Origin of the sequence: Marivita cryptomonadis (assembly GCF_002115725.1) — a bacterium.
In the GTDB taxonomy this organism is placed as follows: Bacteria; Pseudomonadota; Alphaproteobacteria; order Rhodobacterales; family Rhodobacteraceae; genus Marivita; species Marivita cryptomonadis.
The window spans coordinates 66453-80057 of record NZ_JFKD01000003.1 but is presented as its reverse complement, the minus strand read 5'-3'; the positions used below and the strand labels follow the sequence as shown (position 1 = coordinate 80057).

The window sequence follows — 13605 nt, the reverse complement described above, 5'->3', positions numbered from 1 at the left end:
GGAGCTTTATCATGTTTCACTCTTTCACATATGGGGCGTCATGGGTTCTGAGCAAGGTGCGCGTGACAGCTGTGTGCCTGTGCACAGTCACAGCCGCGCAGGCCGAACCGGTCGAAATTCTGGCGTTAGGCGACAGTTTGACAGCGGGCTACGGGTTGATCGACCAAGAAGGCTTTGTGCCCAAGATGCGGTTGTGGCTGAAAGAGCAGGGGCTTGATGTGCGTCTGGTCAATGCAGGTGTGTCGGGCGACACGACGGCAGGTGGCCTGTCGCGTGTGGAATGGTCGCTGACCCCAGCCACCGAAGCGCTGATCGTCGCTTTGGGCGGCAATGACCTGTTGCGCGGCCTTGATCCGGCGGTGTCGCGGGCAAACCTCGAAGGCATTCTTAAGGTTGCACGAGACAAAGAACTTGATGTGTTGATCGTCGGGATGGAAGCACCGGGTAACTATGGTCCAGACTACAAGGCCGAGTTCGATGCGATGTATCCCGAATTGGCCAAAGAATACGGCGCATTATACTTTCCGCGTTTCTTTGAAGGGCTCTACAGCGTCGGCAGCACTCCAGCGGAATTGCGGGATGTGATGCAGATGGATGGCATCCACCCGAATGCAGAAGGGGTGGATCTGATCGTTGCGGAGATGGGTCCTGCGGTCGCCGCATTGGTCAAACGGGCATCAGATTAGAGCAACGCGCAGCAGAGTAACTGCGGTGTTCAGAGGGTCTTTTCAAAATGTAAAATTTGGCGAACGGGCGACGTGAATGTCGCCCGTCTGCATGTTCATCCCAGAGGCCATACCCAAATGATGACTGCCGGGATCAAAGGAATGGGCTGACACCAGCCCAGTGCCCGGTCAGGCGAGCGAGATGTTCACTGCCGCTTCGCGACCATCGCGACCTGACTCGAGGTCGAAGGTCACTTTCTGATTGTCAGCGAGACCTGTCAGTCCAGACCGTTCTACGGCCGAGATGTGGACAAATACGTCTTTGCCGCCGTTATCCGGTGCAATAAACCCGTATCCTTTGGTGGTGTTGAACCATTTGACGGTGCCAGTGGCCATCCGTTCTACTCCTGTCTGTCATGTCTTCCGCCGCACAAGACGATGCGACGGGCGCGGTCAGTCAAATTCGCTTAACTGAGCCGTGTCGGAGCAGTGGTCGAATATGGTAACTTTGCAATGCAAGTTTTCAGGTGATTCCAAATAGGACGCAAGAAAAAAGCCGAGGCTTCTCTTTCCTGTGAAATCGGCTTGCCTTGAGCGCAGCGCGCCCCATCTTTAGTCGGTCTTAGACTTCAGGGAGAGTGAACATGTCAGGCATGGACGTCCGCGTGGCCGCCAAAACGGAACAACAGATGCTGGATAAGCGCTACGCCGAGGCTCGCGCAGATATTGAGCGTAACCGGTTGATCGAAAACGGACAATCCGGCGCTCTCTTGTTTGCGGCCATGGCCTATGGAGATGCGTTGGAAGAGAACACCCTGTTTAAGACAGCGTCGCATTTGGCAAAGCTCTTTTGCATCGCAGCGGCGTTCATCATTCCGAACCTGCTGGTTATTCACGTACTTCTGTAACACCACGCAGATTTAAGCAGTTTTTTGCGCGACCGCTTGGCGTGGTCGCGCCTTTTGTTCAGGACGGATCAAACTGGTTTTGGCCTGATGCAAATATACCGATCGCCAAAACGCTCAAGCTTACGGCAAGGAACAACAACATTGCAGTGGACAGCATGGCCCCTGTTGCAAGCGCAATACCCGCTACGATCCAGCCAAGACCACTTCCTGCTATAAGCGCAATTGCCGCCATGTCCTGTCCCTTTGCACCTTGATGCGTCTCAAGTCTTAACAAGCCGTGAATGGCTGTCGAAAACGCTCGAATTGTGGCAGCGGCAGGGCAAACCGGAGACGTGTGCAGATGCGCCTCCGGTGTGCTGATCTTTTGGCTTTACAGCACCGTGACGACCGTCCCGATCGGCACCCGTTCATAGAGGTCAGTTACATGCTCATTCAACATGCGGATGCAGCCATTTGAAACGGATTGCCCGATCGACCGAGGCGCCGTCGTTCCGTGGATGCGGAAAAACGTGTCGCGTCCGTTCTGAAAAAGATACAGCGCACGCGCGCCCAGCGGGTTGTCGGCGCCACCGGGCTGAACATAGTCGTTGTCCACGAACTTGGAGTAGGTCTTGGGCTCGCGCTCGATCATCTCCTGGGTCGGACGCCAGGTCGGCCATTCCTTTTTGACCGAGATCTCGGCCGTCCCGGTGAATTCAAGACCGGCGCGGCCCACACCAACACCGTATCGGCGGGCGACGCCGGGTTGGGTGACATGATACAGAAAATGCGCGCGAGGAAGGATCAGGATCTGGCCCGGAACCACATCGCTTTTGATCCTGACGTTTTGGGGGCGGTAGATCGGGTCGATTTGGAAAGCTTGCGCAGAGGCGATACTCGGGGCAGCCAGACCAGCAGCGGTGGCGGCGAGGAAGTGACGTCTAGAAATCATGGGCAGCACTGTTCCTTGTTGTTCTGAACTCGTACAAACGAAGTCTGAAAAAGATGTTGCCAAGGCTTTAGGCGAAAACAAGCTTAATTGCACATTTGTCCGTCACGCGTCCAAGGCAGTTGCGACAGAAAGGACACAAGGTCAGGCGGCATGGGATGTGGCGCGCGCCCGGCCTCGTGCGGTGCCGCCAAAGAAAAACCGCCCGGCGCATGTGGCACCGGGCGGTCCTAGATCGAGAATCGCTGTGGCTTACGCCAGCGCGAGGTTGATCGCGCTTTCGCGGCCGTCACGGCCGTTTTCGATGTCGAAAGTCACTTTCTGATCATCGCGCAGGCCGGTGAGGCCCGAACGCTCAACGGCGGAGATGTGGACGAAAACGTCCTTGGAGCCGCCATCGGGTGCGATGAAGCCGTAACCTTTGGTGGTGTTGAACCATTTCACTGTGCCAGTGGCCATGTGAAGTATCCTTTTGTGTTCCGTTGCCCGCTTTATGCGGCAACCCGGCAAAGTCACGTCTGGATCGAAAGCTGCGTGCCGGTGTCGGAAAACAGTAGGTCGAGTAGAAGATCGTTAGCACCTCGCCTATGACAGGTTGCCGCATCTGAGACAAGAGGATTCTCTTTTGATAGCTGGTGCTGGCAAGGACTTGCCCATAGGTCACTTTCTACATATGTCGCTTTGCGAATATCTGGGAGGACGTCCATGTCCGGCAAGAAAATTACATGCCTCGACTGCGGTCAGGTCAACCGCGTGCCCGAAGACCGGCTTGATGCGGGGCCGAAATGCGGGACCTGCGGCTCAGGCCTTATGCCGGGTAAAGCCGTCGAACTGGATTGGAGCACGCTGCAAAAGGCTGCGCGCAATGATGAGGTGCCCTTGGTGGTCGATTTCTGGGCACCGTGGTGCGGACCCTGCAAGATGATGGGGCCTGAGTTTTCCAAGGCGGCGGCGACACTCAAGGGCCGGGCACGCTTGGTGAAACTCAATACAGAAGACTTCCCGCAATCCGGCCAGACCTATGGCATCCGGGGAATTCCGACGATGATCCGCTTTGTCGGTGGCCGTGAAGGCGCGCGGCAGTCAGGCGCCATGCGGGCGGATCAGATCGTTGGCTGGGTGGGGTGAGGTAACCTAGCCTTTACCTGATCTGACCAACCGTCACGCATGTCCATCTATTTGCGCCCCGGCTGCGCGGTGTTCCCGTGTTCTGTACAGCCGGCCTCGCCCAGCGGGGCGCACGGCTTTTAGAGGAGGAAATCGACGTTCTCCTCGACGCTATTCATGTAACCCACGCCCGACGCCCGTTTTTTATCGACGCTTGGGTCGCGCTTTCTGATCACGTGCATGCCATTTGGACATTGCCGTTGGACGACACGAATTAATCCGAACGATGGGGCACAATAAAAGCGCGATTTTCCAAGTTTGTGCGACCCAACTATGCCGGTGATGCTCTGTGTAGGCCGGGCTTTAGCCCGGTTTACTGTAACGGTATGCTGCCGGGCTGAAGCCCGGCCTACGCTGCTCCAAGGTTTACCTCACAAACTTCTTGAACTTCACTCGCTTCGGCTCAAGCGCGTCCGCACCCAAACGCCGCTTCTTGTCTTCTTCATAGTCTTCGAAGTTGCCCTCGAACCATTCGACATGGGCATCACCTTCGAAGGCGAGGATATGCGTACACAGACGGTCGAGGAAGAAACGGTCGTGGCTGATGACCACGGCGCAGCCTGCAAAATCTTCGATGGCGTCTTCCAGTGCGCGCAGCGTTTCCACGTCAAGGTCGTTGGTCGGTTCGTCGAGCAGCAGAACGTTGCCGCCCTCCTTGAGCAGGCGCGCCATGTGGACCCTGTTGCGTTCACCACCCGACAGCAGGCCGACCTTCTTCTGCTGGTCGCCCCCTTTGAAGTTGAACGACCCGCAATAGGCGCGGGAGTTGACCTCGGCATCGCCCAGTTTGATGATTTCCGCCCCGCCCGAGATGGCCTCCCAAACGGTATCGCCCGCATTCAGGTCATCGCGCGACTGGTCGACATAGGCCAACTGCACGGTGTCGCCGTACGAAACCTCGCCTTCATCGGGTTGTTCATGCCCGGTAAGCATCTTGAACAGCGTCGATTTGCCGGCGCCGTTGGGGCCAATGACACCGACGATGCCGCCCGGCGGCAGGCTGAAGGACAGGTTCTCGATCAAAAGCTTGTCGCCCATCGCCTTTTTCAAGCCGTTGACTTCAATGACTTTTGAACCAAGCCGTGGACCATTGGGAATAATGATCTGCGCCCGACCGACGCGTTCGCGTTCGGACTGGCCCGCCATCTCTTCATAGGCCTGAATACGCGCCTTGGACTTGGCCTGCCGCGCCTTCTGGCCCTGCCGCATCCATTCCAGTTCGCGCTCCAGCGTCTTTTGCTTGGCCTTGTCCTCGCGCGCTTCCTGTTGAAGACGCTTGGCTTTCTGGTCCAGCCAGCTGGAATAATTGCCCTCGTAGGGAATGCCGCGGCCCCGGTCGAGTTCGAGAATCCATCCGGTGATGCTGTCGAGGAAGTAGCGGTCGTGGGTGACGATCAGGATCGTACCCTTGTATTCGATCAGGTGGTTCTGCAGCCAGGCGATGGTCTCGGCATCGAGGTGGTTGGTCGGTTCGTCGAGCAGCAGCATGTCCGGCGCTTCGAGCAGCAGCTTGCAGAGCGCGACGCGGCGCTTTTCGCCGCCCGACAGAGTCGTGACATCGGCGTCGTCCGCAGGGCAGCGCAGGGCTTCCATTGCGACGTCGATCTGGCTGTCCAGATCCCACAGGTTGTTGGCGTCGATCTCGTCTTGCAATGTCGCCATTTCATCAGCGGTTTCATCGCTGTAGTTCATCGCAAGCTCGTTGAAACGGTCCAGCTTGCCTTTCTTTTCCGCCACTCCCAGCATCACGTTCTCACGCACGGTCAGCGCGGGATCAAGATGTGGCTCCTGCGGCAGGTAACCCACTTTTGCACCTTCGGCAGACCACGCCTCGCCCGAGAAGTCTTTGTCGAGCCCGGCCATGATTTTGAGCAGGGTCGACTTACCTGCGCCGTTGACGCCGACGACCCCGATTTTGACCCCGGGAAGGAAGTTCAGGTGAATGTTTTCGAACGTCTTCTTGCCGCCGGGATACGTCTTTGAGACCCCGCTCATGTGATAGACATACTGATAGGCTGCCATGATCGCGTTCCTTTGAATTTCGATTTTGCCGAGGGATACACGCGCAGGCGGACCCGTGCAATCACGCGTGTTCAGGCTTTGTTTGGAATTGGCGGCTAGGCTCTATGGATTATTGATCTGAAGGGTGATTCACACCGTCATGCCAACCGATTGGTTCGAAGTCCTTGGGATTCACGCCCTCTATGCATCCCATGTTCACGCCGTATTCCTCTGCATCGGATCGGCGTTGGTGATGCCTGTAGATTCCGCATATCTTGCAGAAATAGTGTTTCGCTGTGTGTGTGCCAAAGGTGTAGAGTGTCAGGCTATCTGCGCCTTTGACGATATCCAGATCATCCCTGTGAACACTGGCGGTCGGGGTCCCCCGGCGGCGGCAATAGGAACAATCACAGCGCCGCGCATTTTCAAGGCTGTCTTTTAGGCGAACCGACAGTTCGACGATACCGCAATGGCAGCTGACCTTGAGTTCAGCGGTCATTTCCGACGTACCGACGGAACGCGTGACCGGGAAAGCTGGTACTTGGCTTCGGGGTGTGGCGGATGGCCTTCGGTGCGTGTCCAGTATTGCGGCCCACCCAGACGCAGCCAGAGCGGGAGCGTAAGTGCAAGCCCAATGACAAAGCCGCCGACATGCGCCCAATAGGCCACGCCACCTTCATCAGCTGCCGTGCCGAATCCACCAAAGACTTGGAAGGCGAACCAGAGGCCCAACATGATCCAGGCGGGGATAGGGAAAATGCGGAAGATGATCACGATGATGATCAGAATATCGACCTTGGCCTTGGGGAACAGCAAAAGGTAGCCGCCCATCACCCCGGCAATCGCGCCGGATGCCCCGACAGTGGGCACAGGCGATCCCGGCGCGCTGATGTAATGGATGAACCCCGCGCCCAATCCGGCAGCAAGATAGAAGAGGATAAAACCGATATGCCCCATCTCATCTTCGATATTGTCGCCGAAGATGAACAAAAACAGCATGTTGCCGATCAGGTGCATCCAGCCGCCATGCAGGAACATGGAAGTGAGAAACCCGCTGAACCCCTGGCCTTCGCTGACAAGCGCCGGGATCAGCGCATAGTCAAAGTAAAAGCGCATGATCTCTTGGTCGCTTTGCATCAGCGGCCAATAGCTCAGGAAGATGCCGACATTCGCGACAATCAGCGCGTATGTGACAAAGGGCGTGCGGCCCGACGGGTTGTGATCGCGGATTGGAAACATGCCGCGACAGTTGGCGCAAAGCGGCGGCGCGTCAAGCCGCGCCGCTCAGAAGCTGTGCGTTTCCGCCCGAGGCCGTGGTGTCGACGCAGACATGACGTTCGTGACAGACATGACCGGTATCCGGCATCCCGGTGATCAGCGGCAGGATCGGCCCTGAGCGGTCGGCCAAAGCAGAACGCAGTGTGCGAGCGGTCTCGGCGTCGCCCCACCAAAGCATACCGTCTGCAGGCAGATCGGACACCCATGCGGCGTCAATACTGCCCTCAGCAACGATGGCTCTCCCACCCAAAGCTTCGACCGCCTTTGCCTGCGCTGTCGCAGTCGAAAAACCTGGCCCAAGGCAAAGGATCGGCCCTCGCGCCATCGCAGTCAGCACGTTGGATTCCCCAGTCGGCCCGGGCAAAGTCGTCTTTTTAACCGTGTGTTTCGCTGACTTGGCTGCCAATTCTTTGGCCAAGCGATCCTTGCTGTCCTGTCCATCCCAGCTTTCAGCCCCGCTAGGTGCGGGATGCTTGCGGAAACGTGCCAGATAATTCGGCCCGCCCGCCTTGGGTCCGGTGCCCGACAGTCCTTCACCACCAAACGGCTGGCTTCCCACGATCGCGCCGATCTGGTTGCGGTTCACATAGATATTGCCTGCCTCGATCCGTTCCGAGACATGCTGCACGCGGTCGTCGATCCGGGTTTGCAAACCAAAGGTCAGCCCGTACCCGGTTGCATTGATCGCGTCGATCACCTTGTCGATGTCCTTGGATTTGAACGTCGCGATGTGCAGGACGGGGCCGAAAATCTCGCGCTCCATGTCCTTGATGCCAGAGACCTTGATCAGGGTGGGGGGCACAAACGTGCCGCCGCCGGGCAGCGGCAAACGGTGAAGCACACGGCCCTCGGCCTCGGCTGCATCGACATAAGAGATGATACCGTCACGCGCCTCGACGTCGATGGCGGGACCGACATCGGTGCCATAGATCCAAGGATCGCCAATCACCAGCGCGTCCATGGCACCCGTCAGCATCTCGGTAAACCCCTTGGCGATATCTTCCTGTACGTAGAGGCAGCGTAGCGCAGAACAGCGCTGACCGGCGGACTGGAACGCGGATTCGACAATCGCCTGAACCGCCTGTTCGGGCAACGCCGTGCTGTCGACGATCATTGCATTCAGACCGCCGGTTTCAGCGATGAACGGCGTGCCGGGGTCAAGATGTTTGGCAATGCTGCGATGGATGATCTGCGCAGTTTCGGTCGAGCCGGTGAAGGCAACGCCCTTGACCGCCGGGTTCGATGTCAAGGCCGCGCCGACATCGCCGGCACCGGGCAGCAGTTGCAGCGCTGTTTTCGGCACCCCTGCCTCGTGCAACAATTGCGCGGCGCGATGTGCAATCAGCGGCGTCTGTTCGGCAGGTTTCGCCAACACGGCATTGCCAGTGGCAAGGGCTGCCGCGATTTGCCCGGTAAAGATCGCCAGTGGAAAGTTCCACGGACTGATGCAGGCAAAGACCCCTTGCGGGTCTGGGCCTTCGCTGCGGGCAGCGTAATAGCGCAGGAAATCCACCGCCTCGCGCAATTCGGCCACAGCATCCGGTATCGATTTGCCTGCCTCGCGGGCCAAGAGTGCGAACACTTCGCCGTAATGCGCCTCGTAAAGGTCGGCCGCTTTGTTCAGAACCGCAGCACGTTCTGCTGCGGGGGCGTCCCACGGCTTGGCTGCGGCGCAAGCTGCGGCGACAGTGTCGGTCGTGGCCCAAGTCACCGATCCCACTGTGTCGCCGGGGCGCGCGGGGTTGATCACGGGGTCAGTTGCACCGATTTCGGGATCGCTTGCCACCATCGGTTCGGCGGACCACTGTACCATAGCAAACGGTTTGCGCGCCGCTTCGATCGAAGCACGGGTCGGACGATGGGTAAGGTCCCAACCCATGGAGTTCGAGCGCTCCGGCGCAAACAATTCAGGTCCGGTTGGCAGCTTTGGCACGGCATGGGCGTCGAGCGGATCAGAGGCCACTTCCGAGGCCGGCACATCCGTGTCGACGATCTGGTTCACGAAAGAACTGTTCGCGCCGTTCTCCAGCAGACGCCGCACAAGATAGGCCAGCAGATCGCGATGCGCCCCGACCGGAGCATAGATGCGGCAGCGGGTGCCCTCGGCGTCCTTGACGATGTCGTGCAGCGCTTCGCCCATGCCATGCAGACGCTGGAATTCGAACGACGAGCGGTCCTGCGCCATATGCAGGATCGCGGCCACGGTATGTGCGTTGTGCGTCGCGAATTGCGGGTAGATCCGGTCGGTCATTCCCAGCAGCTTGCGCGCATTAGCGATGTAGCTGATGTCGGTATGATGTTTCGCTGTGAATACCGGAAACTCCGGTAAGCCCGCCACCTGTGCGCGTTTGATCTCGGTGTCCCAATAGGCGCCCTTGACCAGCCGGACCATGATCTTGCGGTCAAGCCGTTCGGCCAGATTGTAGAGCCAGTCAATGACATGCCCCGCACGCGGCCCGTAGGCCTGCACAACCACGCCGAATCCGTCCCATCCCTTGAGTGACGGTTCAGACAGCACGGTTTCGATCACGTCGAGAGAGACTGACAGGCGGTCTGCCTCCTCTGCATCGATGTTGAGCCCGATCCCCGCAGACCGCGCCAATTGCGCCAGCGTGCGCAGACGCGGCACGACCTCGTTCATCACGGTGTCCTGTTGCGCCTCTTCATAGCGTGGATGAAGCGCAGAGAGTTTGACCGAAATACCTGGATTCTCGCGGATGTCCTTGGACTTCGCGGCTTCGGCAATGGCGCTGATGGCGCGAGAATAAGACAGGTGATAGCGGCGCGCGTCGGTTTCCGTGCGCGCGGCCTCGCCCAGCATGTCGTAGGAATAGGTGTAGCCTTTTGCTTCCATCTTGGCGGCACGGGTCATCGCGGATTGGATGGTCTCGCCCAGAACGAACTGCGCCCCCATTTCCTTCATCGCGCGGCCCACGGCGGTGCGGATCACCGGCTCACCCAGTCGTTTGATCGCGCCGCGCAAATGGCCAACGGGACCGGGCTGTTCGTCCTTGAGCACCTTGCCCGTCAGCATCAGCGCCCATGTAGAAGCGTTGACCAAAGGCGACGTGCTTTCGCCCAAATGGCTGGCCCAGTTCGATGGCGCGATCTTGTCTTCAATCAGTGCGTCGATGGTTGCGGCATCGGGCACCCGCAACAACGCTTCGGCCAGACACATCAGGGCGATGCCTTCTTCGGTCGACAGACCGTACTCGCTCAGGAATACTTCCATCAGACCGGGGCGCGAATCTTCGCGGATCGCCGTGACCAGCTTGGTTGCGCGGGCCTTGATCGCGTCGCGGTCCGTTTGGGTCAGTTGCGCGGCGGTGCGCAGGCTGTCCACCTTTTGCGTTTCATCGGCATAGGTGTTGTCGTCTATCAAGGGGCGTAGGTTGGGCAGCTCATCACGGGGCATGGCGATCTCCAGTCATATCCCCTACAATACCGCTGAAGATGCAGGGTAAGTGCCGGATTATCGAATTTCGGCACGTCAAATGAACTGATTTTGGCAGGAAAGGCAGGCGAATTGATTATCTCAGATCTGGACAGATTCGACCGGGCGATTTTGCAGGAGATGGCACGCGATGGACGTGTGTCGATCACCGAGCTGTCGCGGCGGATTGGCTTGTCGAAATCTCCCACGCAGGCGCGTTTGAGGCGGCTCGAGGAAGTGGGTGCAATCCAAGGCTACCGCGCCTTGCTTGACCCGATAAGACTGGGACTCGATCATATCGCTTTTGTCGAGGTCAAGATGACCCAGACCCGCGAGGCCGCCTTGGCTGCGTTCAACGAAGCAGTGGCCAAGATCCCCGAGATTGAGCAGGCGCATTTGATCGCCGGAAATTTCGACTATCTGCTCAAGGTGCGCACCGCGAATATGCGCAGCTATCGCAAAGTGTTGGCCGAAAAGATCTCGACGCTGCCGCATGTCGCGGCCACGTCGACCTATGTTGCGATGCAGGCGGTAAAGGAAGACACTTTCGGGAACGTGACTTGACCGATCCGGTCGGGCGCGGCCAAATGCACCCATGCGACGTTTGATTTCAGTCCTTGCCGTTGTTGCGGCGCAGAGTGCGGTTGCTGATGGATGTCCCGTGGCACCCGATCACACTGCGGCCCTAGATGGGCTCTACGCCGAGGTGCAGCGCGCGCCGAACGAGATGATCGCGCGCAATTTTTCCAGCCAGATGTGGGAACTGTGGCTCGAAGCGCCGGATGAGCCTTCGCAGATGATGTTGGACGAAGCCCTGCGCGCCATGCGGATCGGCGACTATCTACGGGCCAATAACCGGCTGAACACACTTGTGTCCTACTGCCCGTTCTATGCCGAAGGCTACAACCAGCGCGCTTTCCTGAATTATCTGCGGGGGGATTATCCTGCGGTTCTGCCCGACCTCGATCAAGCGATTGCACTCAGCCCGCGTCATACGGGGGCTTTGACAGGAAAGGCGTTGACCCTGATCGCGATGGGCCGGGAAGATGAGGCCCAGCCGGTCCTCAAGGAAGCGGTTTCGCTAAACCCGTGGCTGGGTGAACGGGCCTTGATCAAGCAACCAGAGGGCGACGATCTTTGACCTTGTGTCACTGAAATTGGGAATGCCCGCAAATCACCGATCCAAACCATTGTTTTCGCCCGATCCCCCGGCTAGGGATAGCACGAAGCGGGCGTGATGGAATGGTAGACATATCGGACTTAAAATCCGAAGGCCTTAGCGCCGTGTGGGTTCGAGTCCCACCGCCCGCACCAGACTTGGCAGCAGCCAGCGAAACGCGCCATCCCGCAGTTTGATCAGTCCGGAGGCACCATGTCTGATTTCACCACCCGCCCAGAGATCCGAGGCACGTTTGGGGTTGTGACCTCGACGCATTGGATCGCCTCTGCTGTCGGCATGAGTATCCTCGAGAAAGGCGGCAACGCGTTTGATGCTGCTGTGGCGACGGCGTTGACCCTCCAAGTGGTGGAGCCGCATTTGAACGGTCCGGCAGGGGATATGCCAGCGATCTTCTATTCCGTCGACACGGGTCGCGTGGATGTCTTGTGTGCGCAAGGTGTGGCACCCGCAGCCGCAACGGTGGAACACTACAGCTCGCAGGGTTTGACGCTTGTTCCGGGGTCGGGATTGCTGTCGACCGTGGTGCCCGGTGCCTTTGACGGGTGGATGTTGATGCTGCGCGATCATGGCACGATGACGTTGCGCGACGTTATGCAGCCCGCGATCGACTATGCGCGCGATGGTCACCCTGTCTTGCCACGTGTCGCGCAAACCATCGCCGGCTTGACCGGGTTTTTCCAAACTGAATGGCCAAGCTCGGCTGCGGTTTGGATGCCCGATGGCGCGGCACCGCAGCCGCACGCGCTGTTCAAGAATCCCGATCTTGCGGCGACCTATGACCGTCTGGCCAACAGTGCAGGGGCCACCCGCGAAGATCAGATCGACGCGGCGCGGCATGAATGGCGCGAAGGGTTCGTGGCACAGGCCATCTTTGACTACCTCGCAGATGCGCAGGTGATGGATGTCTCGGACGCAAAGCACTCCGCGGTTCTTGCTCCTTCGGACATGGCCGACTGGCGCGCCAGCTATGAAGCGTCTTTGACCTATGAGTATCACGGCTGGACCGTCCACAAGACCCAAGCTTGGTCTCAAGGGCCGGTGCTGTTGCAAACGCTGGCGATCCTCAAGGGTGTCGATCTTGGGTCGATGAACCCGAACGGGGCAGAGTTTGTCCATACCGTGATCGAAGCGATGAAGCTCGCCTATGCGGATCGCGAAGCTTATTATGGCGACCCGGATTTCAGCGAAATCCCGATGGATGTACTGCTCAGCGAAACGTACAACGCCGAACGGCGCAAGCTGATTGATGGCAGCGCATCGCTTGACCAGCGCCCTGGTCGCGTTCCCGGCTTTGAACATCTGGCCGATGCCTGTGTCGAGCGCGCGCAGCGGGATTTCAATGTTGGCCCGGTCGCCGCGCAGGAACCGACCATGTCGCATCTCACCGAAAAGCGTGGCGATACGGTGCATCTCGATATCATCGACCGTTGGGGCAACATGGTCTCGGCCACGCCCTCGGGCGGCTGGCTACAAAGCAATCCGGTCATTCCCGGACTTGGCTTTCCTCTCAATTCCCGCGCCCAGATGTTCTGGCTCGAGGACGGTTTGCCTACATCTCTTGCCCCGATGCGCAGGCCACGCACCACCCTGACTCCCAGCCTTGCCGAAAAGGACGGGTGTCAGCTTGTCTTTGGCACACCGGGGGGAGATCAGCAGGATCAGTGGCAGTTGATCTGGTTCCTGCGCTTTGTGCATTTCGGGATGGGCTTGCAGGAATGTATGGATCAGCCGCTGTTCCATTCGATGCACTTTCAAGGCTCCTTCTTCCCGCGCGAAGTGCGCTCGGGCGAGATGATGATCGAACCCAATGTGGGTGAAGACGTGATCGCCGATTTGCGCAAACGTGGGCATATCGTGACAGTGGCCGAGCCGTGGACTGTGGGCCGACTGACCGCAGCTTTGCGCGAACCGGACGGCATGTTGCGGGCCGCAGCGACCCCACGCATGATGCAAGCCTACGCGATCGGGCGCTAGGCGCCTTTCCCGTTTGCCACTGCTGTCGTTCTGAGGTCTGATGCAGCCAACCACTCAGTTCAGGCACGGGA

Annotated in this window: 14 protein-coding genes and 1 tRNA gene; 7 read left to right on the top strand and 8 right to left on the bottom strand. The window is 58.8% G+C overall.

Going from position 1 to position 13605, the window contains the following annotated elements; translation table 11 throughout:
• The first annotated feature begins 11 nt into the window (after positions 1–11).
• Positions 12–686 carry an arylesterase gene (locus MCRY_RS04210; protein ID WP_085628238.1) on the top strand — a complete coding sequence of 225 codons (675 nt, stop codon included), beginning with the start codon at positions 12–14 and terminating at the stop codon, positions 684–686.
• 168 nt (positions 687–854) lie between these two features.
• Here the strand turns inward: MCRY_RS04210 and MCRY_RS04205 are convergent, their stop codons facing one another.
• A complete protein-coding gene (locus tag MCRY_RS04205; protein ID WP_085628237.1) occupies positions 855–1061 on the bottom strand; it encodes a cold-shock protein in 207 nt (68 codons plus the stop codon).
• 248 nt (positions 1062–1309) lie between these two features.
• Here MCRY_RS04205 and MCRY_RS04200 point away from each other — a divergent pair, with 248 nt between their 5' ends.
• Positions 1310–1573 carry a hypothetical protein gene (locus MCRY_RS04200; protein WP_085628236.1) on the top strand — a complete coding sequence of 88 codons (264 nt, stop codon included), beginning with the start codon at positions 1310–1312 and terminating at the stop codon, positions 1571–1573.
• 58 nt (positions 1574–1631) lie between these two features.
• On the opposite strand, the gene MCRY_RS22795 is transcribed toward MCRY_RS04200, so the two are convergent.
• From MCRY_RS22795 to MCRY_RS04190, 3 genes are all read right to left on the bottom strand, one after another.
• Entirely contained in the window at positions 1632–1805 is a 174-nt protein-coding gene (locus MCRY_RS22795) for a hypothetical protein (RefSeq protein WP_171046120.1), read from the bottom strand.
• Positions 1806–1943: 138 nt separating this feature from the next.
• Positions 1944–2504 (bottom strand): L,D-transpeptidase, encoded by a 561-nt coding sequence (locus MCRY_RS04195; protein WP_085628235.1) that lies wholly within the window; start codon positions 2502–2504, stop codon positions 1944–1946.
• Between the two features lie 249 nt (positions 2505–2753).
• Positions 2754–2960: a cold-shock protein gene (locus MCRY_RS04190; RefSeq protein ID WP_085628234.1), complete on the bottom strand. Its 207-nt coding sequence runs from the start codon at positions 2958–2960 to the stop codon at positions 2754–2756.
• Positions 2961–3206: 246 nt separating this feature from the next.
• On the opposite strand from MCRY_RS04190, the gene MCRY_RS04185 reads away from it, so the two are divergent.
• Positions 3207–3629, top strand: a complete 423-nt coding sequence (locus tag MCRY_RS04185; RefSeq protein ID WP_085628233.1) for a thioredoxin family protein — start codon at positions 3207–3209, stop codon at positions 3627–3629.
• Positions 3630–4034: 405 nt separating this feature from the next.
• Here the strand turns inward: MCRY_RS04185 and ettA are convergent, their stop codons facing one another.
• The 4 genes from ettA to putA form a co-directional block, all read right to left on the bottom strand.
• Entirely contained in the window at positions 4035–5690 is a 1656-nt protein-coding gene (ettA, locus tag MCRY_RS04180) for an energy-dependent translational throttle protein EttA (protein ID WP_085628232.1), read from the bottom strand.
• A gap of 109 nt (positions 5691–5799) precedes the next feature.
• A complete protein-coding gene (locus MCRY_RS04175) occupies positions 5800–6168 on the bottom strand; it encodes a GFA family protein (protein ID WP_085628231.1) in 369 nt (122 codons plus the stop codon).
• The gene (locus tag MCRY_RS04170) at positions 6165–6908 is read right to left on the bottom strand and encodes a rhomboid family intramembrane serine protease (protein ID WP_085628230.1); all 744 of its coding nucleotides are present in this window, start codon (positions 6906–6908) and stop codon (positions 6165–6167) included. Before MCRY_RS04170 ends, MCRY_RS04175 begins: the two co-directional genes overlap by 4 nt.
• 31 nt (positions 6909–6939) lie before the next feature.
• Positions 6940–10362 carry a bifunctional proline dehydrogenase/L-glutamate gamma-semialdehyde dehydrogenase PutA gene (gene putA, locus MCRY_RS04165; RefSeq protein WP_085628229.1) on the bottom strand — a complete coding sequence of 1141 codons (3423 nt, stop codon included), beginning with the start codon at positions 10360–10362 and terminating at the stop codon, positions 6940–6942.
• A 111-nt stretch (positions 10363–10473) separates the two neighbouring features.
• On the opposite strand from putA, the gene MCRY_RS04160 reads away from it, so the two are divergent.
• The 4 genes from MCRY_RS04160 to MCRY_RS04145 all read left to right on the top strand — a co-directional run bounded on the left by MCRY_RS04160 (position 10474) and on the right by MCRY_RS04145 (position 13534).
• Positions 10474–10944, top strand: a complete 471-nt coding sequence (locus MCRY_RS04160; RefSeq protein ID WP_275296607.1) for an Lrp/AsnC family transcriptional regulator — start codon at positions 10474–10476, stop codon at positions 10942–10944.
• A 31-nt stretch (positions 10945–10975) separates the two neighbouring features.
• Positions 10976–11521 (top strand): tetratricopeptide repeat protein, encoded by a 546-nt coding sequence (locus MCRY_RS04155; RefSeq protein WP_085628228.1) that lies wholly within the window; start codon positions 10976–10978, stop codon positions 11519–11521.
• Positions 11522–11608: 87 nt separating this feature from the next.
• Positions 11609–11694, top strand: a tRNA-Leu gene (locus MCRY_RS04150).
• Positions 11695–11752: 58 nt separating this feature from the next.
• The gene (locus tag MCRY_RS04145) at positions 11753–13534 is read left to right on the top strand and encodes a gamma-glutamyltransferase family protein (protein WP_085628227.1); all 1782 of its coding nucleotides are present in this window, start codon (positions 11753–11755) and stop codon (positions 13532–13534) included.
• Positions 13535–13605: the final 71 nt, after the last annotated feature.